Below are 18733 nucleotides of genomic sequence, written 5' to 3' on the forward strand. Positions count from 1 at the left end.
GGAACCCGCCCAGCGGGTCCGCAGGAGATTCTGCCGATGATCGGCCGCCGCATCCGCACAGCCGGCTCCGTGATCGCCGCCGGGCTGTGGCTCGCGACCGCCGACCCGGCTCAGGCGCAGGTCGGCGCCTTCATAGACAGCCTGTTCGGCCACAAGGACGAGCCCGCCCCGCAGCCGGAGGCCGCTCCGGCGGCGCCCGCGCCCGCCAAGAAGGCCGCGCCCAAGCCGAAGGACCCGGCGAAGGAGGCCTCGAAGCCCGGCACTCCCAAGCCCGGCAAGGCCGTCGACAAGCCGACCGAGAAGGCCGAGCACAAGGCCCGCGACCCCAAGGTGGCGGCGGTCGGCGCCCCCGCGGCGATCGACCCCGCCGAGCCGGCGGATGCCGCGACCCTGCTCGCCCAGGCCAACGCCTATTTCAACGGGATCGACACCCTGACGGGCAGCTTCATGCAGACCGGCGCGGACGGGCGGCGGATCGGCGGCAAGCTGACGCTGGCCAAGCCCGGCCGCCTGCGCTTCGACTACGAGCAGCCCTCGCCCCTGCAGGTGGTCGCCGACGGGACCTCGGTGGTGGTGCGCGACCGCAAGCTCAACACCCAGGACCTCTACTTCATCGCCCAGACGCCGCTGAAATTCCTCCTGCGCGAGAAGATCGACCTCGCCCGCGACCTCACCGTCATCGATGTGGCCAACGACCCCGGCGGCGTGCGCATCAGCCTGGAGGATCGGGCCACGCTCGGCGGCACCTCGAAGATCCAGCTGTTCTTCGATTCCGAGATGAAGACCCTGTCGCAATGGCGGATCACCGATCCGCAGGGCTACATCACCACGGTGACCCTCTCGAACCTGCAGAAGGGCAAGAGCGTCGACGGCAGCCTGTTCTTCATCAATTACGGGCGCGCCGAGGACAAGGCGATGCAGCAGCAGATCCAGCAGGCGCAGCCGTGACGGGGCTTGCCCTCAGGTCGCGCTGAGCCCGGCCGCGCCGCCGGGCCGCCACCGGTTCAGCTCCCGGTCGATCGCACCCTCGGTGCCGCGCAGGAACTCCGCGGGCGGCAGGCCCGGGGCGAGGGCGGCGAGGTAGCTCACGACCACGGTTCCGGCCCGGGTCGCCGCGCCCCCCGGCCAGAACAGGCCGGAATTCACCGCCACCGGCACCACCGGCAGGCCGAGCCGGCCGTAGAGCAATTCGACACCGCGCTTGAAGCGCAGCGGATCCTCGATCCCGCCGCGGGTGCCCTCGGGGAAGATCAGCACCGACCGGCCGGCCGCCACCGCCTCCCGGCCCCCGTCGATCATGGTCCGCAGGGCCTGGGTGCCGTTGGCCCGGTCGATGACGATCATCGGTGAGCGCCGCAGGAACCAGCCGACCACCGGGATGGCCAGCAACTCCCGCTTGGCGACGATCGCCACGTCCGGAACCAGGACCAGGAAGGCCAGGGTCTCCCAGGTGGACTGGTGGTTGGCGACGATGAGGCAGGGCTCGGCGGGCAGGTGCTGGCGGCCCTCCTCGACGTAGCGCAGCCCGACGATGCGCCGCAGCCCGGCCAGGATGCCGCGCGCCCAGAGGCGCGTCGCCCGGCGGATCGGCCGTTCCGGGGCCCCGGCGAGGAGGAAGATCGCCAGCGGTGCGAGGAACAGGGTCGTCCAGGCCGCCCAGTAGACGGCGAACAGGAGCGAGCGGGCATGGGCCATGCGGGGCCTCGACGAGGGGCCCCGGAGAGGGCAGAGAGACGGGCATAGCGCCTGCCGGTCGGGTGCGCACGGCATTTCGCGCCGGCGGCGGTGATCGGACTGTCGCGGGGCGCGAAATCGGCTATCGGAACACATTGCCGTTCCAAGCCCGCCATCCCAACCCCGGCCCCGCCCGTGCAGTTTACCGTCACAACCTGGAACATCAACTCGGTGCGCCTGCGCATCGACCTCGTGCTGCGCTTCCTCGCCGAGCACCGGCCGGACGTGCTCTGCCTCCAGGAGACCAAGTGCCCGGACGACGCCTTCCCCCTGAAGGCCCTGCGCGGCTCGGGCTACGAGCACGTGATGTTCGCCGGCCAGAAGGGCTACAACGGCGTCGCGATCCTGTCCCGGTTCCCCCTGCACACCCGCGGCGTGATGGGCTTCTGCGAGCGTCCGGACGCCCGCCACATCTCGGCGGTGCTCGGGCCGGAGGCGGGGGCGGCCGCGGGGATCGTGCTGCACGATTTCTACGTGCCGGCCGGGGGCGACGTCCCGGACCGCGACCGCAATCCGAAATTCGCCCACAAGCTCGACTTCCTGGCCGAGCTGCGCGCCTGGGGCGGCAAGCGCGTCTCCGGACCGGCGATCCTGGTGGGCGACCTCAACGTGGCGCCCCTGGAGCACGACGTCTGGTCGCACAAGCAACTCCTCGACGTGGTCAGCCACACCCCCGTGGAGACGGCGGCGCTGGAGACCCTGCGCGGGGAGGCGGGCTGGATCGACACCGCGCGCCACCTCACCCCGGAGCCGGAGAAGATCTACACGTGGTGGAGCTACCGGTCCCCCGACTGGGCCGCGGCCGACAAGGGCCGGCGCCTCGACCACGCCTGGGTGTCGCCGGATCTCGCCGGCACGATCCGCGCGGTCGCGGTGCTGCGCGACGCCCGGGGCTGGGAGCGTCCCTCCGACCACGCGCCGGTCACATTGACGCTGGACCTCTGATCCGGGGCGCGGCGCGGAACTGCGACCGTAGCCGGGCATTGCCCGCTCGCAACGTCGTGATGCGAGGTGGCCCCATGCGCAAGATCCTGATCGCCCTTCTGCTTCCCAAGGTCGTCTCCTTCCTGCACCGCCGGTACGGCAACCCGCACCCGACCCGGGGACGCGCGTTCTGAGACTGTCTTAGGACGACGCCCGCGCCGTGTCCGGCTGTGACGGCCGGGCGCAGGATGCCCCATCCCGCGCGGCCCTCGTTGGCGGCGATCACATCCGCCGAGGAGCCGCCCCCCATGACTCAGGATCCGCGCGAGGCCGGACCGCGCCCGCCCTATCCCGGCGACCAGCAGCAGACCCGCCCGGGTCTGACCACCAAGATGACGCCGCGGCCCGACCACGGCGAGACCAGCTATGTCGGCAAGGGTTTGCTCGCCGGGCAGGCCGCCCTGATCACCGGCGGCGATTCCGGCATCGGCAAGGCCGTTTCCATCGCCTATGCCCGCGAGGGTGCCGACGTGGCGATCTCCTATCTCGAAGTCGAGCAGGAGGATGCCGAGGACACGAAAGCCTGGGTCGAGAAGGCCGGGCGCCGCTGCCTGCTGCTGCCCGGCGACATCCGCGACCCGGACCTCTGCCGGGACCTCGTTGCCCGCACTGTCGCGGCCTTCGGCCGGCTCGACATCCTCGTGAACAACGCCGCCGCGCAGGTGGTGAACGAGGGGCTCGACGACCTGAAGGCCGCCGACATCGAGGGCTCCTTCCGGGCCAACGTCTTCGCGATGTACCACCTCGCCCAGGCGGCGGTGCCGCACATGAAGCCGGGCGCTGCGATCGTGAACAGCACGAGCGTCCAGGCCAAGGTCGCCGATCCGACCATGCTGATCTACGCCGCCACCAAGGGCGCCATCGCGAGCCTGACGATCGGCCTGTCGAACCTGCTGGCGCCGAAGGGCATCCGGGTGAACTGCGTCGCCCCCGGCCCGATCTGGACACCGATCCAGCCGATCGTGAAGAACCCGGAGCAGATCGCGCAGCTCGGCGCGCAGACGCCCCTCGGGCGCGCCGGCCAACCCGCGGAACTGGCGCCGGCCTATGTCCTGCTCGCGTCCCGCGAGGGCAGCTACATGTCGGGTGCCCTGGTGCCGGTGACCGGCGGCATGCCGATGTACTGAGAGGGAGCGATGGCTGGACCTGGCTGCCGTCGCTTCGCTCGCACGGACGGCGTGGATCCGGGCGCCCTCTGCCCTGTAAATCGAAACCCGCCGCGCGGAGCGGCGGGTCCGATGAGCCCTTAGAAACTAGAACGGGATGTCGTCGTCCAGATCGTAGCCGCCGCGGCCACCGCCGCCGCCGCCACTAGAGGCCGCCGGCGCCGGACGCCGGTCTCCACCCTGGGCACGGCCGCCGCCGAAATCACCGCCCCGGTCGCCACCCCGGCCACCGCCGGATTCGCCGCCGCGGCTGATCTGGCCCCCGCCCTCGTCCTCACCGGCGATGTCGCCGCCGCCACCCCGCCCGTCGAGGATCGTCATCTCGCCGCGGAAGCGCTGGAGCACCACCTCGGTCGTGTACTTCTCAACGCCGGAATTGTCGGTCCATTTCCGGGTCTGGAGCTGGCCCTCGATGTAGACCTTCGAGCCCTTGCGCAGGTACTGCTCGGCGACCCGGGCGAGGTTGTCGTTGTAGATCACGACCGAGTGCCACTCGGTCTTCTCCTTGCGCTCGCCGCTCGCCTTGTCCTTCCACGATTCTGAGGTCGCCAGCCGCAGGTTGCAGACCGGATCACCCGAGCCGAGGCGGCGCATCTCGGGGTCGCGCCCGAGATTGCCCACCAGAATCACCTTGTTGACGCTGCCCGCCATCGCTCTCTCCTGATCGTACCGATCTCACAGGGCACCAGCCCGCCGTCGCGCGAACCATGCGCCCGGGCCTCCGAGGCGACAACCTGCGGATGGAGCTTGTGCCCGATATCCGCATCTTCGCCGAATCTGTTTGTTCTACATCTGTTCACAAAAGGCGGCAAGCCGGGCTCACGATACGTGGACGAGGAGCTTGCCGAAGTTCCGACCCTTGAGCAGGCCGATGAAGGCTTCGGGGGCGTTCTCCAGGCCCTCGACCACGTCCTCGCGGTAGCGGATCCGGCCGTCCTGGATCCAGCCGCCGACCTCCGTCCGGAAGGTCTCCGCCTGGTCGGCGAAGTCCCAGACGATGAAGCCCTGGATATGGAGCCGGTTGGTCAGGACCGAGCGCATGAGCGCCGGCAGGCGGTCGGGGCCGGGCGGGACCTCGGTGGCGTTGTAGGCCGAGACGAGGCCGCAGACCGGGATCCGCGCGAAGGGATTGAGCAGCGGCATCACGGCCGCGAAGACCGCGCCGCCGACATTCTCGAAATAGACGTCGATCCCCTTCGGACAGGCGGCGGCCAGGGCCGCCGGGAGGTCGGGCCCCCGGTGATCCACCGCGGCGTCGAAGCCCAGTTCCTCGGTGAGGTAGCGGCACTTGTCCGGGCCGCCCGCGATCCCGACCGCCCGGGCCCCCTTGAGCTTGGCGATCTGCCCGACCAGCGACCCCACCGGGCCGGCGGCGGCGGCGACCACCACGGTCTCGCCGAATTTCGGACGGCCGATATTGAGGAGGCCGGTATAGGCGGTCATGCCCGGCATCCCGAGCACGCCCAGGGCCGTCGAGGGCGGGGCGGCCTCCGGATCGACCCGGCGCGACCCCTTGCCGTCCGTCACGAAATACGCCTGCCAGCCCGCGAAGGCCGTGAGCAGCTCGCCGACGGCGAAATCCGGATGGTTCGAGGCGACGACCTCGCCCACCGTCTCGGCGGTGATCGGTGCGCCGATCTCCACGGGGGCCGCGTACGATTTCGCGTCGCTCATGCGGCCGCGCATGTAGGGGTCGAGGGACAGCCACCGGGTCCGCAGGAGCACCTGCCCGGGCCCGGGCTGCGGCACGGGGACCTCGTCGAGGCGGAAATTCTCAGGGCGCGGCTCCCCATGGGGACGCGAGGCCAGGACGATGCGGCGGTTCATGGCGGTCATGGTGGATTCCCGGTGACTGGCTTCCAGCCCCGATCTGGGGCTCCGGGCCGCGGCGGCAAAGGTGCGGATGCGATCTCCCGGGGGACTCACGCGTTGTCGTGTCGCCTGAACGCGGAGAAACCCATGCTGAGGACGGTGCTCGGTCTCGGACTCGCGATGCTGACGGCGGCTGCGGCGGCCGGCCCGCTCGACGGCTATCGGGATCGCGCCCGGGTTCTGGTCCTCTCGGCGCCCGATGGTGCGGATGCGCGGCTGCGGGCACAGCGCGCGGACCTGGACTCGGCCCGCGATGGCCTCGCCGAGCGCGACCTCGTGGTGCTGGAGGCCGTCGGGGCAGGGGCCGAGGCGCAGGCCCTGCGCGCGCGGCTCGACCTCCCGGCGGAGGGCTTCCGGGCCGTCCTGATCGGGAAGGACGGGGGCGCCAAGCTCAGTTCGGACACGCCGATCGCGCCCGCGCGGCTGTTCGCGACCATCGACGCGATGCCGATGCGGCGCGCCGAGATGCGGGGGCGGCGCTAGAGCCGTTCATTCAGTTGACATGCACGCGCACGCCGGACCGTATCCGCTCCGGTGGCGTGCGCCATAGGCGCGGAATCCTGTGATCGGGCGCGCCCGGACCGAGCGAGCGACACCAACGGTTAAGCCTACCGGCCTATCACCGGATCGTGTCGACGGCCGCGTCACGGCCGTCCCTTCAGGCCCACCAGGACGCTCCACGAGACGCTCGAGACCGATGAACCGACACCACGTTGCCACCGCCATCCGCCGCATCGTCGCCGCGCAGGTCGAGGACATCGAGCGCGCGGTCCGCGACGGCCACAAGACCATCGCGCTGAACGAACTGGCGGATCTGAACCGCCAGCTCAAGGCCTTCGCGGCCGTCCTGAAGAAGGCGCCGGCCCGCATCTGAGCCGGGCCGTCCTACCAGCGCGGTCCCCCCCAGCGGGGTCCGCCCCAGCGGTGGGGCGGCTCCTCCTCGGGCGGCGGGGGCGGCGGCCCGCGGTCGAAGGCCGGCGCGTCGCAGACCTGCACCCGGCGCACCACCGGCGCGCCGTCCGGATCGAACCGGCGCCGGACGAACTCGCGGCATGCCTCGGGCGGTGCCGCGGAGAAGCGCGGTCCGCGAAATCCCGGCTCGGGCGGCGGGGGCGGCGGCGGCGGCCGCCGCTCGTAACCATCGGGCGGGCCGCCATAGACGTGTGGCGGCGGAAACGGGCCGTCGAAATCGGCGGCGTGTGCCGGGCCGACGGCGAGGAGCAGCGCGCAGAACCCGGCGCGCCCGATGACATGACGGAGGGGCACTGTACGGCCTCGGCAGGAAGCGGCGGCGGGGATCGCGGCCGTCGATGCCGGAGACTGCGCCGCGCCGGCTGAACCCCTGCCGCGTCCGCCGTTGGCCGCCGTTCAGGCGGCGCTTCGGTAGTCGCATCAGGATCCCGGAAAACCGGTTTCCACCCGGCCGCAGAACGCGTCAGTTCTGCATCGCGTTGATCTCGCACTGCGCGTATTCCGCACTCGCCTTCACGTAGGCGTTGAGCTTCTGCGCGTAGGCCTCGGCGATCGGGCGGAACGCCTGCGCCTGCAGATTGTAGGCCTTGACCGCGTCGTTGAAGCTGTAGGCTTCCCAGCCGGGACAGCCGCCCTTGGCGTCGAGGCAGGCCGGTTTCTCGGGTAGCGCGGGCTTGCTCGGGCGCATCGCGGCCGGTGGCGGCTCCGGCGGCTTGCAGACGGCGGCCATCGGGGCGGCCGCCGCCGGGGCTGCCTTGTCGGGCGCGGGCTTGTCCGGCGCGGGCTTGGCGGGCGCCGCCAGGGCGATGGCCGGGGCGAGCATGCCCGCGATGAGGAGAAGCGTGCCGCGCATAGCCCAGGTCACTCCGCTGCGGCGAGGTCCGCCGGCGGCGGGTTCTGCGGCATCAGGCGGGCGGCGACAAGGGTTCCGAGGCGGCGGCTCTTCCTGTCGTCCCGCGCGCCTCGCCCGCGCGCTGCCGGCCGGGCGCCGGACTGGGCGTTGTGCCGGCGGTCCGCGCGCCGCGCAGGAGCGCGATGGCGGGCATCAGCAGCCCGGTCGCCAGCACCCACCAGGCCGGTCGGATCGGACCGGAGAAGTCGAGATTGGCCGCGAGCACGAGGCTGGCCGGGACCCCGCTGGCGAGCCCGTACCAGGCGGCTTCGAGCGCCGCGGTGGCGAGGCCGGACAGGATCGCCAGCAGCAACAGCGACCACGGCCGCTCCGGCCACTTGAACCGCCGCATCGCCCGCCAGCCCATCAGCAGCAGGAACAGCCCCGCCGAAAAGACCGGGTCGCTGACATCGATCTTCGATTGCAGGAAATAGTGGACCAGCGCCAGGACGGCGATCGTGTAGACGAGCCGGTGCAGCCGGTGCCAGTTCGGCCCCAGGTTGCGGATCGCCGCGTCCGTGGAGGTCAGCCCCAGGGCGATCAGCCCGAGCAGCGCCACGAAGCCGATCGTCAGGTAGAGCCGCAGGGCGATCTCCGAGGCGACCTTCGTGAGGATCAGGTTCTGGTCGACGGCGTAGAGGGTGAGATGCGCCACCGCATAGGCCATCACGGTGACGCCGAGCATGCGCCGGACCACCAGAACCTTTCCCCAATCGGCGATCCGGCGCAGCGGCGAGATCGCCAGGGAGAACAGCAGGAAGCGCACCGCCCATTCGCCGGTGGCGTGGATCAGCGCGGTGATCGGCTTGGCGCCGAGCGCGTCGAGCCGGTAGGCGGCCGCGAGGTACAGGGCCGGCGCGACGCAGGCGAGGAACACCGCGAGCTTCAGCCCGGAGAGGCGCCCGGCCCGGTCGCGCCAGGGGAGGGGGATTCCAAGGGGAACGGTCAGACGGTCCATCATGGGTCTCGGACAGGGTTCCGTCGGATGGGGAGACTCGGCGATCCGGACCACCCGCGACGAGAACCATCGCCTCCGGCCATCGGTGCCGCCGCGGGTCGGTTCGCCGCGGCGGCGCGCGGGTTACAGCGTTCCGTCGCGCCGTGTGTTGACCTCCGTCGCCCCGTGCCGAGATAGCAGGGCGACGGACACCGGATGGATCCCATGCAGTACCGCACTCTCGGCCGCTCCGGCCTCAAGGTCTCGCCGATCTGCCTCGGCACGATGATGTTCGGCGGCCCCACCGACGAGGCCACCGCGGGCCGCATCGTCGGCAGCGCCCGCGACGTAGGCATCAACTTCATCGACACGGCCAACGTCTACACGGACGGGCGCTCGGAGGAGATCACCGGCCGGGCGATCAAGGCGGAGCGCGACGCCTGGATCCTGGCCACCAAGGTCGCCAACCCGACGGGTCCCGGCGTCAACGATCGCGGCCTGTCCCGGGTCCACGTGATGAAGGCCGCCGAGGACAGCCTGCGCCGGCTCGGCACCGATTTCATCGACATCTACTACCTCCACAAGGAGGATCACGACACGCCGCTCGCCGAGACCGTGCGGGCGATGGCCGATCTGGTGCGCGCCGGCAAGATCCGCCATTTCGGTGTCTCGAACACCCGGTCCTGGCGGGTCGCCGAGATCTGCCGGCTCTGCGACGAGGCCGGCATCGACCGGCCGGTGGTGAGCCAGCCCTACTACAACGCCTTCAACCGCATGCCCGAGACCGAGCACCTGCCGGCCTGCGCCCATTACGGCCTTGGCGTCGTCCCGTACTCGCCGCTCGCCCGCGGCGTGCTGACCGGCAAGTACGATCCCGACGCCCCGCCCCCGGCCGAATCCCGCGCCGGCCGCCAGGACACCCGGATGATGCAGACCGAGTGGCGGCCCGAATCCCTGCGCATCGCCCGCACGCTCAAGGAGCACGCGGAGGGCCGCGGCATCACGGCCGGCCAGTTCGCCACCGCCTGGGTGCTGAACAACCGCCTCGTCACCGGCGTCATCGCCGGGCCGCGGACGGAGGCGCAATGGCAGGAATATCTCGGCGCCCTCGACTACGCCTTCACCCCGGAGGACGAGGCGCTGGTCGACGGGTTCGTGGCGGCGGGGCATCCGACGACGCCGGGCTACAACGATCCGGCCTATCCGCTGGAGGGGCGGGTACCGCGGGGCGGCTGATCTCGGCCGCATGTTGCGCCCGGCCACCCATTGTGGCGCGGATGCGCCGTGCTACATGTCGGTCTGGCAAGAGGACGGGCGACAATGGCCGCTCAGACGAAAGAAAAGTTCAGAACTGCGTCCAAGACCAAGTCGGTCCGGGCGCAGGTCGATCCAGGCGTAAAGCTTGAAGCCGAGGCTGTGCTCGGTGCGGTCGGCCTCTCATTATCGGACGCATTCCGCTTGATGCTGCAACGGGTCGTTGCCGAGGGCCGGTTGCCCTTCGATCCGCTCGTCCCGAACGACGAGACCGTCGCAGCGCTGCGGGCAGACCTCGCCGGCGATGTGATCCAAGTCGGCGATCCGTCGAACCTCCTCGCCGTCCTTGATGCCGAGTGATGACGACAGGCCGGCGGCATCGGCCCCATCCGCGCCGGCAGCTGACCAGGCGACGCGACGCGACGTCGTCATCACGGGCCAATTCAAGAAGGACATGAAACGCGAGCAGAAGGGGCGCTATCGCGCCACGGTGCAGGCGGATCTGATGAAGGCCGTCGATCTGCTCGCCGCTGATCGTGCGCTTCCTGCCCACATGGTCGACCATCCGCTCGGCGGCGATTGGAAGAACCATCGCGACTGCCACATCAAACCTGATCTGGTTCTGATCTATCGGAAATCCGATCCGCCGCTGGCAAGACCGCACATGGAGCCAAGTCGACCGAAACTGCACTTGGTCCGCATCGGTTCGCATAGCGAACTCGGCTTTTGAGGGGCGCCGCAGGTCCGACGACGCATGGATATGGTTCGCGCCTGCCGTGTAGCGGCTCGCGTGCGAAACAGCAGTTTTGCGAAGGCTGCCGTACGCCGCGATGTTTGCGAGCCGTCACGACGCGCGCTGATCGACCTTGCACTCGCGACCGACCGCGGCTATCTATCGCTCAACAGTTCTGATGGCAGTCGAGAGGCTGCGGTTCGGGAGTGGGCCCCACCGGGTCCGCTCTTTTTTTTCGCCGCACGCCGTGGGCGAGCCACGCAGAACGCCGCGAAGGTTGCGCACCACCACACATGTCGTCCGAGATCGAAGCGGATCTGTCCGAGAAGCGCCTCGTCCGCGAGGCCGGGGTTGCCGCGCGCGTCGCCCAGGCGATCGAGGGGCCTCTCGCGGGCTTGGGCTTCCGGCTGGTCCGGGTGCGGATGTCCAACGTCAACGGCTGCACCGTTCAGATCATGGCGGAGCGGCCGGACGGCACCTTCTCGATCGACGATTGCGAGGCGGTGAGCCGGGCGATCTCGCCGATCCTCGACGTCGACGATCCGGTGGGCGGCGCCTACAATCTGGAGGTGTCCTCGCCCGGCATCGACCGGCCGCTCGTCCGGGTCTCGGACTTCGCCCGCTGGGCTGGCTACGAGGCCAAGGTCGAGCTGAGCCCGCCGCTCGACGGGCGCAAGCGGTTTCGCGGGATTCTGGGTGTTCCGGATCCGGAGACGCTTACCGTCCCGATCGACCTGCCCGACGTGAAGGAAGGTCTGCCGAGTCGCATCGACCTGCCGCTCAAGACCCTCGCCGACGCCCATCTCGTTCTCACCGACGAGCTGATCCGCGAGTCGCTCCGCCGCGGTGGGCCGCCCGCCGGGGACGAGGCCGAGGAGGTCGAGGACGACGAGCCGGCCGAGGAGCCGCAGGCATCGCCCGCGCGCGGCGCCTTCCGCCCCAAGGGGCCGAAGAAGGCCAGCCCCGCGGCCAAGCCCACGAAACCGGCGCGGACCGGGCCCCGGAAGCCGGTGGTGAGCAAAGCCTCCCGGCTCAAGGACCGCGACTCGCTGCACTGAGATTCCGCGTCGGCCGCCGCGCGGCCGGCACAGAGATTTGACGGAAGAGAAGGACCGACACCGATGGCCGTGGTCAGCGCCAACAGGCTCGAACTCCTCCAGATCGCCGACGCGGTCGCCCGCGAGAAGGTGATCGACCGCTCCATCGTGATCGACGCGATGGAGGAGGCGATCGCCAAGGCGGCCCGCTCCCGCTACGGCGCCGAGACGGACGTGCATGCCGAGATCGACAACAAGACCGGCGCGCTCCGCCTGTCGCGCCACCTGCTGGTGGTCGACCAGGTGGAGAATGACGCCCGGGAGATCACCCTCGACCAGGCCCGCCGCTACAATCCGGGCGCGCTCGTCGGCGACGTGATCTCCGACACCCTGCCGCCCTTCGATTTCGGCCGGGTCGCCGCGCAATCGGCCAAGCAGGTCATCGTCCAGAAGGTGCGCGACGCCGAGCGCGCCCGCCAGTTCGACGAGTACAAGGACCGCATCGGCGAGATCCTCAACGGCATCGTCAAGCGGGTCGAGTATGGCAACGTCATCGTCGATCTGGGCCGCGGCGAGGGCATCGTCCGCCGGGACGAGATGATCCCGCGCGAGACCTTCCGGCCGGGGGACCGGATCCGGTCCTACCTGTTCGACGTGCGCTCGGAGGTGCGCGGGCCGCAGATCTTCCTGTCGCGCTCGCACCCGCAATTCATGGCCAAGCTGTTCGGCCAGGAGGTCCCCGAGATCTACGACGGCATCGTCGAGGTGAAGGCGGTGGCCCGCGACCCAGGCTCCCGCGCCAAGATCGCTGTGATCTCCCGCGATGGGAGCATCGATCCGGTCGGTGCGTGCGTGGGCATGCGCGGATCCCGGGTGCAGGCTGTCGTGGGTGAGCTGCAGGGAGAAAAAATCGACATCATCCCCTGGTCGGAGGACGAGGCGACCTTCATCGTCAACGCCCTCCAGCCGGCCGAGGTGGTCAAGGTGGTGCTCGACGAGGAGGCCGACCGCATCGAGGTGGTGGTGCCGGACGACCAGCTGTCGCTGGCCATCGGCCGGCGCGGCCAGAACGTGCGGCTGGCCTCCCAGCTCACCGGCTGGGACATCGACATCCTGACCGAGGCCGAGGAATCGGAGCGCCGCCAGAAGGAGTTCGCCGAGCGGACCCAGGTGTTCATGGAGGCGCTCGACGTCGACGAGACCGTCGGCCAGCTGCTCGCGGCGGAAGGTTTCCGCAACGTCGAGGAGATCGCCTATGTCGACACCCAGGAACTGTCCGGCATCCAGGGGCTCGACGAGGAGACGGGGGCCGAGATCCAAGCCCGCGCGCAGGACCACCTCGCCCGGATCGAGCAGGCGCACGACGCCCGCCGCACCGAACTCGGCGTCGCGGACGAGCTGCGCGAGATCGAGGGCATCACCACGCCCATGATGGTCGCCCTCGGCGAGAACGACGTGAAGACCGTCGAGGATCTGGCCGGCTGCGCCACCGACGATCTCGTCGGCTACACGGAGGGGCGCGGTCCGGAGGCCGTGCGTCACGCCGGCTATCTCGACGGGTTCGACCTGTCGCGAACCGAGGCCGAGGGCCTGATCATGGCCGCCCGCCTCAAGGCCGGCTGGATCGAGGCGCTGCCGGAGCCGGAGGCCGAGGAGGGCGCCGAGGCGGCCGAGGGCGAGGACGCAGCCCCCGCGCCGGCCGAGGCCTGAGCCGAGAGAAGGCGGCGGAGGCGCGATGGTCGCGGTCGAGACGATTCTGCCCGAGGACGGGCCGGAGGCCGGGGGGCTCGATGCCGGCCCCGGCCGCCGCGCGCCCACGCGCACCTGCATCGTCAGCCGCGTCACCCAGCCGCCGGAGGCGATGATCCGATTCGTGCGCGGCCCGGACGGCGCCGTGGTGCCGGACCTGCGCGCGAAACTGCCCGGGCGCGGGGCCTGGATCAGCGCCCGGCGCGAGGCCGTCGCCACGGCGGTCCGAAAAAACCTGTTCGCACGGGCGTTCAAGGGGCCGGCCCCCACTGATCCCGACCTGCCCGACCGGATCGCTGCCGCGCTGCGCGAGGATCTGCGGCAGGCCATCGCCCTGGCCAACAAGGCGGGCTGCCTGGTCGCGGGCTTCTCGAAGGTCGAGGCGGCCATCGGCGGCCAGCCCGGGGCCGTCGCGGTGATCCATGCTGCCGAGGCCACCGCGGACGGGCGGCGCAAGATCGCCGCGGCCTTGCACCGGCGCCACGGTGAGACCATGTCGAGGATACCGATCATCGACGACCTGTCCGAAGATGAATTGGACATGGCCTTAGGTCGGGATCATGTGATACACGCTGCGCTCGTCGCAGGAGCCGGGGCCGCCGGCTGCCTGTCGCGTTGGCGTCGGCTACGCTCCTTCGAGGGCGCCGCCGCGGCGACCGGGGAGCCCGATCCAGCCCGAATCGGCGGGATCGACGAAGCCTCACGTTGACGACGCAGGAATGATTTGACCGGCGCCACCGGGCGTCGGTTCACGGGACGATGGAAACCCTCAGGGTTCAGGCTGAATGAGCGATACGAACAACCCGGGCGACAAGACTCTGAACAGGACTTCCCCGAAGCCGCTGTCCCTCAAGCGGCCGATCGAGGCGGGAACGGTGCGTCAGAGCTTCTCCCATGGCCGCTCCAAGCAGGTCGTGGTCGAGACGGTGAAGCGCCGTGTCATCGGCGCCGCGCCGGCCGCCCCTGCCCGCGAGCCCGCCCCGGCGCCCCGTCCGGCGGCCCCCGCGCCGACGGCGCCGGCCCCGCGCCCGGCCCAGCGCTCCGCCTCCGGCGTCGTGCTGCGCACGCTGAGCGAGCAGGAGAGCGCGGCCCGCGCGGCAGCCCTCGCCGACGCGCAGCGCCGGGAGGCCGAGGCCCGCCGCAACGCAGAGGCCAAGGCCGAGGCGCGCCGCCGGGAGGCCGAGGAGCAGGCCCGTCGCGAACGCGAGGCCGCCGAGGCCCGCCGCCGCGAGGAGGAGGCCCGCAAGGCCGCCGCCGCCGAGGCCGCACGCGCCGCCGAGGAGGCTGCCAAGGACGCCGCGAAGGAAGCCGCGAAGGCTGCAGCCGCGGCGCCTGCCGCGGTAGTTCCGGCTCCGGCCGCCGAGGCACCGGCCCCGGAGGCGCCGCCCGCCGCCGCAGCAGCCCCCCGTCCGGCCCAGGCGCCCGCCCAGCCCGCCCCGGCAGCTGCGCCGCCCCGCCCGGCCGCCGCGTCGCCGCGCCGGCCTGAGGGCGCCCGCCCGGCGGCGTCCGCCGCTCCGGCGGCCGCCCCGCGTCCGCCGCTGACGCCGCGCCCCTCCACGGGTGAGCCGCGCAAGACGATCACGGCCGACACGCGCAAGCCCCGCGACCTCAACTTCATGGCCCGCCCGGCTCCGGCACCCGAGCCGGAGAAGAGCGCGACGCCCACCACGGCCGCCCGCCCCGCCGGTGCCGCCACCGCCGCGCGCCCGGCCGGCCGCGGCGCTCAGACCAACGAGGACGAGTCCGAGACCAAGCGGGTGATCCGCCGTCCCGGCATGCCACTCAAGATCATCACGCCGCCCAAGACGCCGAAGTCGCCGGGCGGAGACCGCAACCGCGGTCGCCTGACCATCGCCACGGCCACGTCGGGCGAGGACGAGCGCACGCGTTCGGTCGCCTCGTTCCGCCGCCGCCAGCAGCGGATGAGCGGTCGCGGCCATGTGGAGCAGAAGGAGAAGCTGTCCCGCGAGGTGACGATCCCCGAGACGATCACCATCCAGGAACTCGCCAACCGCATGTCGGAGCGGGCCGTGGACGTGATCCGCATGCTGATGAAGCAGGGCCAGATCCACAAGATCACCGACGTGATCGATTCGGACACCGCCCAGCTCATCGCCGAGGAGCTCGGCCACACGGTGCGGCGCGTCGCCGAGTCCGACGTGGAGGAGGGCCTGTCCTCCGACGAGCCGGATCTGGAGGAGGATCTCGATCCCCGTCCGCCGGTGGTCACCATCATGGGCCACGTTGACCACGGCAAGACCTCGCTGCTCGACGCGATCCGCAAGGCCAACGTGGTTGAGGGCGAGGCCGGCGGCATCACCCAGCACATCGGCGCCTATCAGGTCGCGTCGCCGTCCGGCGACATGATCACCTTCATCGACACCCCGGGCCACGCGGCCTTCACGTCGATGCGCGCCCGCGGCGCCAAGGTCACCGACATCGTGGTGATCGTGGTGGCGGCCGATGACGGCGTGATGCCCCAGACCATCGAGGCGATCCAGCACGCCAAGGCGGCGGGCGTCCCGATGATCATCGCGGTCAACAAGATCGACAAGCCGGACGCGAACCCGCAGCGGGTCCGCACGGAACTGCTCCAGCACGACATCCAGGTCGAGTCGATGGGCGGCGAGACCCTGGAATTCGAGGTTTCGGCCAAGACCGGCGACGGCCTGCCGGAGCTGCTGGAGGGCATCCAGATCCAGGCCGAGATCATGAACCTGCGCGCCAACGAGAAGCGCGACGGCGAGGGCACGGTGATCGAGGCCCAGCTCGACCGTGGGCGCGGCCCGGTGGCGACCATCCTGGTCCAGCGCGGCACCCTGTTCACCGGCGACATCGTCGTGGCCGGCGCCGAGTGGGGCCGCGTGCGCGCCCTGATCGACGATCTCGGCGAGAACGTCCAATACGCCGGCCCCTCGGTGCCCGTGGAGGTGCTGGGCTTCAACGGCACCCCCGATGCCGGCGATCGGGTGACGGTGGTGCCGAGCGAAGCGCGGGCCCGCGAGGTCACCGAGTACCGCGCCCGTCAGAAGCGCGAGCGGCAGAATGCCCGCACCGGCGGTGCCAACCGCTCGCTGGTCGACATGATGCGCGACCTCAAGGAAGGCGCGGGCCGCAAGGAACTGCCGGTCGTCATCAAGGGCGACGTGCAGGGCTCGGTCGAGGCGATCTCGGGCGCCCTGGAGAAGCTCGGCAACGACGAGGTCGCGGCTCGCATCCTCCTGTCCGGCGTCGGCGGCATCACCGAATCGGACATCACCCTGGCGCAGGCTTCGAAGGCCGTGGTGATCGGCTTCAACGTGCGCGCCCTCAAGGAGGCCCGCGAGGCCGCCGAGCGGGCGGGCGTCGAGATCCGCTACTACAACATCATCTACGACCTCGTGGACGACATCAAAGCCACGCTGTCGGGGATGTTGCCGCCGACCCTGCGGGAGGAGCGCCTCGGCGAGGCGACCATCCAGGAGGTCTTCGAGGTGTCGAAGGTCGGCAAGGTCGCCGGTTGCCGCGTCCAGGACGGCATCGTGGAGCGGGGCGCCCATGTCCGCCTGATCCGCGACAGCGTCGTGATCCACGAGGGCAAGCTGAAGACGCTCAAGCGGTTCAAGGACGACGCGAAGGAGGTCACCTCCGGCCAGGAATGTGGCATGGCCTTCGAGAACTTCGAGAACATGCGCGCCGGCGACGTGATCGAGTGCTACCGGGTCGAGGAGATCCGCCGCACGCTCTGAGAACCCGGACTCATCCGGACCGGGCGGCCGCGGCACCTGCCGCGGCCGTCTTTTCTTTTTTCAGGACGTGAACCGGCCGCCCCGGCGAAGCCGGCCCGAGACAGAATGGCCCAGAAACCGACCTCCACCGGCCCCTCGCAGCGCCAGCAGCGCGTGGCCGAACTCGTGCGCCACGCACTGGCCGAGGTGCTCCAGCGCGGCGACATCCAGGATCCGGTGCTCGGCACGCATGTCGTGACCGTGCCGGAGGTGCGGATGTCGCCGGACCTGAAGCTCGCCACCGCCTACGTGATGCCGCTGGGCGGCCTCGACGAGGCGCCGGTGATCGCCGCGCTGGAGCGCCACCGGAAGGTGCTGCGCCAGGAGGTGGCGCGGCGGGTGAACCTGAAATTCGCGCCCGAACTGCGCTTCCGCCGCGACGAGACCTTCGACGAGGCGGCGCGCATCGACAGGCTGCTGCGGAACGAGCGCGTGCAGCGCGACCTCGATTCCGCACCCGACGACGAACCGGAGACCGGGACGGGACATTGAGTCCCGGAACCGGACGGACATGGACGGGGCATCGACCCCGGGGGACACGCGGACATGACGGTTTCCATGGAAGATTTGCCGCCGGCTGAGCGCGCGGCGCCCGCGCCGGGCGCCGAGCGCCGAGCCCCGGAGGAGCGCCGTCCGCAGCGCGGGCCGCGTCCCGACCGGCCGAAGCGCAAGGACGTGTCCGGCTGGGTGATCCTCGACAAGCATGTCGGCATGACCTCGACCCACGCGGTCGCGGTGGTGAAGCGCGCCTTCAACGCCAAGAAGGCCGGCCATGCCGGCACCCTCGACCCGCTGGCCTCCGGCATCCTGCCGATCGCGCTGGGCGAGGCGACCAAGACCGTCCCCTTCGTGATGGACGGCCGCAAGGCCTATCGGTTCACCGTGCAATGGGGTGTCGAGACCGACACCGACGACGCCGAGGGGCGCCCCGTGGCGACCAGCGAGGCCCGGCCGGACCGCGCGGCGGTCGAAGCCGCCCTGCCGGCCTTCGTCGGGGCGATCGAGCAGGTCCCGCCGCGCTACTCGGCCATCAAGATCCAGGGTGAGCGCGCCTACGACCTCGCCCGGGAAGGCGAGATCGTGGAGCTGGTCGCCCGGCCGGTGCAGATCGACCGGTTGGCCGTGATGGAGCATGACGGCGCGCGCACGGTGATCGAGGCGGAATGCGGCAAAGGCACCTACGTGCGCGCGCTCGCCCGCGATCTCGGCCGGATGCTCGGCTGCTACGGCCACGTCGCGGCCCTGCGCCGGACCCGGGTCGGGCCCTTCGCCGAGGCGGATTCCTGCGCGGTCGCCAGCCTCTCCGAGGGAACCCCCGAGGCCGCGCTGGCCCATCTCCGCCCGGTGGAGACCGCCCTCGACGCGATCCCGGAGGTCGCGGTCTCCCGCGACCTCGGCCTGCGCCTGATGCGTGGCCAGCCGGTGATCCTGCGCGGCCGGGACGCCCCCGTGGAGGGGAAGGCCTTCGCCACCTGTGCGGGGATCCTGGTCGCCGTCGGCGACGTGGAGCGCGGCGAACTGGTGCCGCACCGGGTGTTCCACCTCGGCGGTACGGCGCCGGGCCGCGGGGCCTGAGGCGCGGGGCCCCCGGGGTCCCACCGGTCTGAGACGCGTGCGCGCAGGGGGAACCGAACCT

Annotated in this window: 20 protein-coding genes; 14 read left to right on the forward strand and 6 right to left on the reverse strand. The window is 71.2% G+C overall.

Translation table 11 applies throughout. The annotated features are described in order from the left end of the window. The first annotated feature begins 36 nt into the window (after positions 1-36). The gene (locus tag AC3IF3_RS14570; RefSeq protein ID WP_489229332.1) at positions 37-948 is read left to right on the forward strand and encodes a LolA family protein; all 912 of its coding nucleotides are present in this window, start codon (positions 37-39) and stop codon (positions 946-948) included. 12 nt (positions 949-960) lie between these two features. Here the strand turns inward: AC3IF3_RS14570 and AC3IF3_RS14575 are convergent, their stop codons facing one another. Then, on the reverse strand, positions 961-1695 hold the full coding sequence (locus AC3IF3_RS14575; RefSeq protein WP_243973638.1) for a lysophospholipid acyltransferase family protein: 735 nt from the start codon (positions 1693-1695) through the stop codon (positions 961-963). Positions 1696-1869: 174 nt separating this feature from the next. Here AC3IF3_RS14575 and xth point away from each other — a divergent pair, with 174 nt between their 5' ends. Both xth and AC3IF3_RS14585 read left to right on the forward strand, forming a co-directional pair. Next, positions 1870-2679 carry an exodeoxyribonuclease III gene (gene xth, locus AC3IF3_RS14580; protein WP_489229333.1) on the forward strand — a complete coding sequence of 270 codons (810 nt, stop codon included), beginning with the start codon at positions 1870-1872 and terminating at the stop codon, positions 2677-2679. Between the two features lie 287 nt (positions 2680-2966). Then, positions 2967-3845 carry an SDR family oxidoreductase gene (locus AC3IF3_RS14585; RefSeq protein ID WP_489229334.1) on the forward strand — a complete coding sequence of 293 codons (879 nt, stop codon included), beginning with the start codon at positions 2967-2969 and terminating at the stop codon, positions 3843-3845. A gap of 126 nt (positions 3846-3971) precedes the next feature. On the opposite strand, the gene ssb is transcribed toward AC3IF3_RS14585, so the two are convergent. Together ssb and AC3IF3_RS14595 are read right to left on the reverse strand one after the other, a co-directional pair. After that, on the reverse strand, positions 3972-4535 hold the full coding sequence (gene ssb, locus AC3IF3_RS14590; protein ID WP_243973635.1) for a single-stranded DNA-binding protein: 564 nt from the start codon (positions 4533-4535) through the stop codon (positions 3972-3974). Between the two features lie 168 nt (positions 4536-4703). Beyond that, on the reverse strand, positions 4704-5720 hold the full coding sequence (locus AC3IF3_RS14595) for an NADP-dependent oxidoreductase (RefSeq protein WP_243973634.1): 1017 nt from the start codon (positions 5718-5720) through the stop codon (positions 4704-4706). Positions 5721-5843: 123 nt separating this feature from the next. On the opposite strand from AC3IF3_RS14595, the gene AC3IF3_RS14600 reads away from it, so the two are divergent. Next, the gene (locus AC3IF3_RS14600) at positions 5844-6239 is read left to right on the forward strand and encodes a DUF4174 domain-containing protein (protein WP_489229335.1); all 396 of its coding nucleotides are present in this window, start codon (positions 5844-5846) and stop codon (positions 6237-6239) included. A gap of 214 nt (positions 6240-6453) precedes the next feature. Then, entirely contained in the window at positions 6454-6630 is a 177-nt protein-coding gene (locus tag AC3IF3_RS14605) for a hypothetical protein (protein ID WP_243973632.1), read from the forward strand. Between the two features lie 11 nt (positions 6631-6641). On the opposite strand, the gene AC3IF3_RS14610 is transcribed toward AC3IF3_RS14605, so the two are convergent. The 3 genes from AC3IF3_RS14610 to msrQ all read right to left on the reverse strand — a co-directional run bounded on the left by AC3IF3_RS14610 (position 6642) and on the right by msrQ (position 8581). Then, the gene (locus AC3IF3_RS14610) at positions 6642-7022 is read right to left on the reverse strand and encodes a hypothetical protein (protein WP_489229336.1); all 381 of its coding nucleotides are present in this window, start codon (positions 7020-7022) and stop codon (positions 6642-6644) included. Positions 7023-7191: 169 nt separating this feature from the next. Next, on the reverse strand, positions 7192-7581 hold the full coding sequence (locus tag AC3IF3_RS14615) for a hypothetical protein (protein WP_489229337.1): 390 nt from the start codon (positions 7579-7581) through the stop codon (positions 7192-7194). A 52-nt stretch (positions 7582-7633) separates the two neighbouring features. Beyond that, positions 7634-8581 carry a protein-methionine-sulfoxide reductase heme-binding subunit MsrQ gene (msrQ, locus tag AC3IF3_RS14620; protein WP_489229338.1) on the reverse strand — a complete coding sequence of 316 codons (948 nt, stop codon included), beginning with the start codon at positions 8579-8581 and terminating at the stop codon, positions 7634-7636. A 201-nt stretch (positions 8582-8782) separates the two neighbouring features. On the opposite strand from msrQ, the gene AC3IF3_RS14625 reads away from it, so the two are divergent. The 9 genes from AC3IF3_RS14625 to truB all read left to right on the forward strand — a co-directional run bounded on the left by AC3IF3_RS14625 (position 8783) and on the right by truB (position 18672). Beyond that, complete coding sequence (locus AC3IF3_RS14625) at positions 8783-9793, forward strand: aldo/keto reductase (RefSeq protein WP_243973628.1); 1011 nt, start codon at positions 8783-8785, stop codon at positions 9791-9793. An 84-nt stretch (positions 9794-9877) separates the two neighbouring features. Beyond that, on the forward strand, positions 9878-10171 hold the full coding sequence (locus AC3IF3_RS14630; protein WP_489229339.1) for a type II toxin-antitoxin system RelB/DinJ family antitoxin: 294 nt from the start codon (positions 9878-9880) through the stop codon (positions 10169-10171). A gap of 70 nt (positions 10172-10241) precedes the next feature. Then, the gene (locus tag AC3IF3_RS14635; protein WP_489231300.1) at positions 10242-10541 is read left to right on the forward strand and encodes a type II toxin-antitoxin system YafQ family toxin; all 300 of its coding nucleotides are present in this window, start codon (positions 10242-10244) and stop codon (positions 10539-10541) included. A 296-nt stretch (positions 10542-10837) separates the two neighbouring features. After that, complete coding sequence (rimP, locus tag AC3IF3_RS14640; RefSeq protein ID WP_489229340.1) at positions 10838-11602, forward strand: ribosome maturation factor RimP; 765 nt, start codon at positions 10838-10840, stop codon at positions 11600-11602. Between the two features lie 63 nt (positions 11603-11665). After that, positions 11666-13291 (forward strand): transcription termination factor NusA, encoded by a 1626-nt coding sequence (nusA, locus tag AC3IF3_RS14645; RefSeq protein ID WP_489216842.1) that lies wholly within the window; start codon positions 11666-11668, stop codon positions 13289-13291. Positions 13292-13316: 25 nt separating this feature from the next. Continuing rightward, the gene (locus AC3IF3_RS14650) at positions 13317-14039 is read left to right on the forward strand and encodes an RNA-binding protein (protein WP_489216844.1); all 723 of its coding nucleotides are present in this window, start codon (positions 13317-13319) and stop codon (positions 14037-14039) included. A gap of 76 nt (positions 14040-14115) precedes the next feature. Continuing rightward, positions 14116-17058, forward strand: a complete 2943-nt coding sequence (gene infB, locus AC3IF3_RS14655; protein ID WP_489229341.1) for a translation initiation factor IF-2 — start codon at positions 14116-14118, stop codon at positions 17056-17058. A 105-nt stretch (positions 17059-17163) separates the two neighbouring features. Then, the gene (gene rbfA, locus AC3IF3_RS14660) at positions 17164-17589 is read left to right on the forward strand and encodes a 30S ribosome-binding factor RbfA (RefSeq protein ID WP_243973622.1); all 426 of its coding nucleotides are present in this window, start codon (positions 17164-17166) and stop codon (positions 17587-17589) included. A gap of 54 nt (positions 17590-17643) precedes the next feature. Beyond that, the gene (truB, locus tag AC3IF3_RS14665) at positions 17644-18672 is read left to right on the forward strand and encodes a tRNA pseudouridine(55) synthase TruB (protein ID WP_489229342.1); all 1029 of its coding nucleotides are present in this window, start codon (positions 17644-17646) and stop codon (positions 18670-18672) included. Positions 18673-18733 lie beyond the last annotated feature (61 nt).

This window comes from Methylobacterium sp. J-118, from assembly GCF_057836565.1.

Bases quoted from the DNA above. Each gene is read 5' to 3' on its own strand.
- AC3IF3_RS14570 (WP_489229332.1), top strand. From the start codon at position 37: ATGATCGGCCGCCGCATCCGCACAGCCGGCTCCGTGATCGCCGCCGGG.
- AC3IF3_RS14575 (WP_243973638.1), bottom strand. From the start codon at position 1,695: ATGGCCCATGCCCGCTCGCTCCTGTTCGCCGTCTACTGGGCGGCCTGG.
- AC3IF3_RS14585 (WP_489229334.1), top strand. From the start codon at position 2,967: ATGACTCAGGATCCGCGCGAGGCCGGACCGCGCCCGCCCTATCCCGGC.
- ssb (WP_243973635.1), bottom strand. From the start codon at position 4,535: ATGGCGGGCAGCGTCAACAAGGTGATTCTGGTGGGCAATCTCGGGCGC.
- AC3IF3_RS14595 (WP_243973634.1), bottom strand. From the start codon at position 5,720: ATGACCGCCATGAACCGCCGCATCGTCCTGGCCTCGCGTCCCCATGGG.
- AC3IF3_RS14600 (WP_489229335.1), top strand. From the start codon at position 5,844: ATGCTGAGGACGGTGCTCGGTCTCGGACTCGCGATGCTGACGGCGGCT.
- AC3IF3_RS14605 (WP_243973632.1), top strand. From the start codon at position 6,454: ATGAACCGACACCACGTTGCCACCGCCATCCGCCGCATCGTCGCCGCG.
- AC3IF3_RS14615 (WP_489229337.1), bottom strand. From the start codon at position 7,581: ATGCGCGGCACGCTTCTCCTCATCGCGGGCATGCTCGCCCCGGCCATC.
- msrQ (WP_489229338.1), bottom strand. From the start codon at position 8,581: ATGATGGACCGTCTGACCGTTCCCCTTGGAATCCCCCTCCCCTGGCGC.
- AC3IF3_RS14625 (WP_243973628.1), top strand. From the start codon at position 8,783: ATGCAGTACCGCACTCTCGGCCGCTCCGGCCTCAAGGTCTCGCCGATC.
- AC3IF3_RS14630 (WP_489229339.1), top strand. From the start codon at position 9,878: ATGGCCGCTCAGACGAAAGAAAAGTTCAGAACTGCGTCCAAGACCAAG.
- rimP (WP_489229340.1), top strand. From the start codon at position 10,838: ATGTCGTCCGAGATCGAAGCGGATCTGTCCGAGAAGCGCCTCGTCCGC.
- nusA (WP_489216842.1), top strand. From the start codon at position 11,666: ATGGCCGTGGTCAGCGCCAACAGGCTCGAACTCCTCCAGATCGCCGAC.
- AC3IF3_RS14650 (WP_489216844.1), top strand. From the start codon at position 13,317: ATGGTCGCGGTCGAGACGATTCTGCCCGAGGACGGGCCGGAGGCCGGG.
- infB (WP_489229341.1), top strand. From the start codon at position 14,116: ATGAGCGATACGAACAACCCGGGCGACAAGACTCTGAACAGGACTTCC.
- rbfA (WP_243973622.1), top strand. From the start codon at position 17,164: ATGGCCCAGAAACCGACCTCCACCGGCCCCTCGCAGCGCCAGCAGCGC.
- truB (WP_489229342.1), top strand. From the start codon at position 17,644: ATGACGGTTTCCATGGAAGATTTGCCGCCGGCTGAGCGCGCGGCGCCC.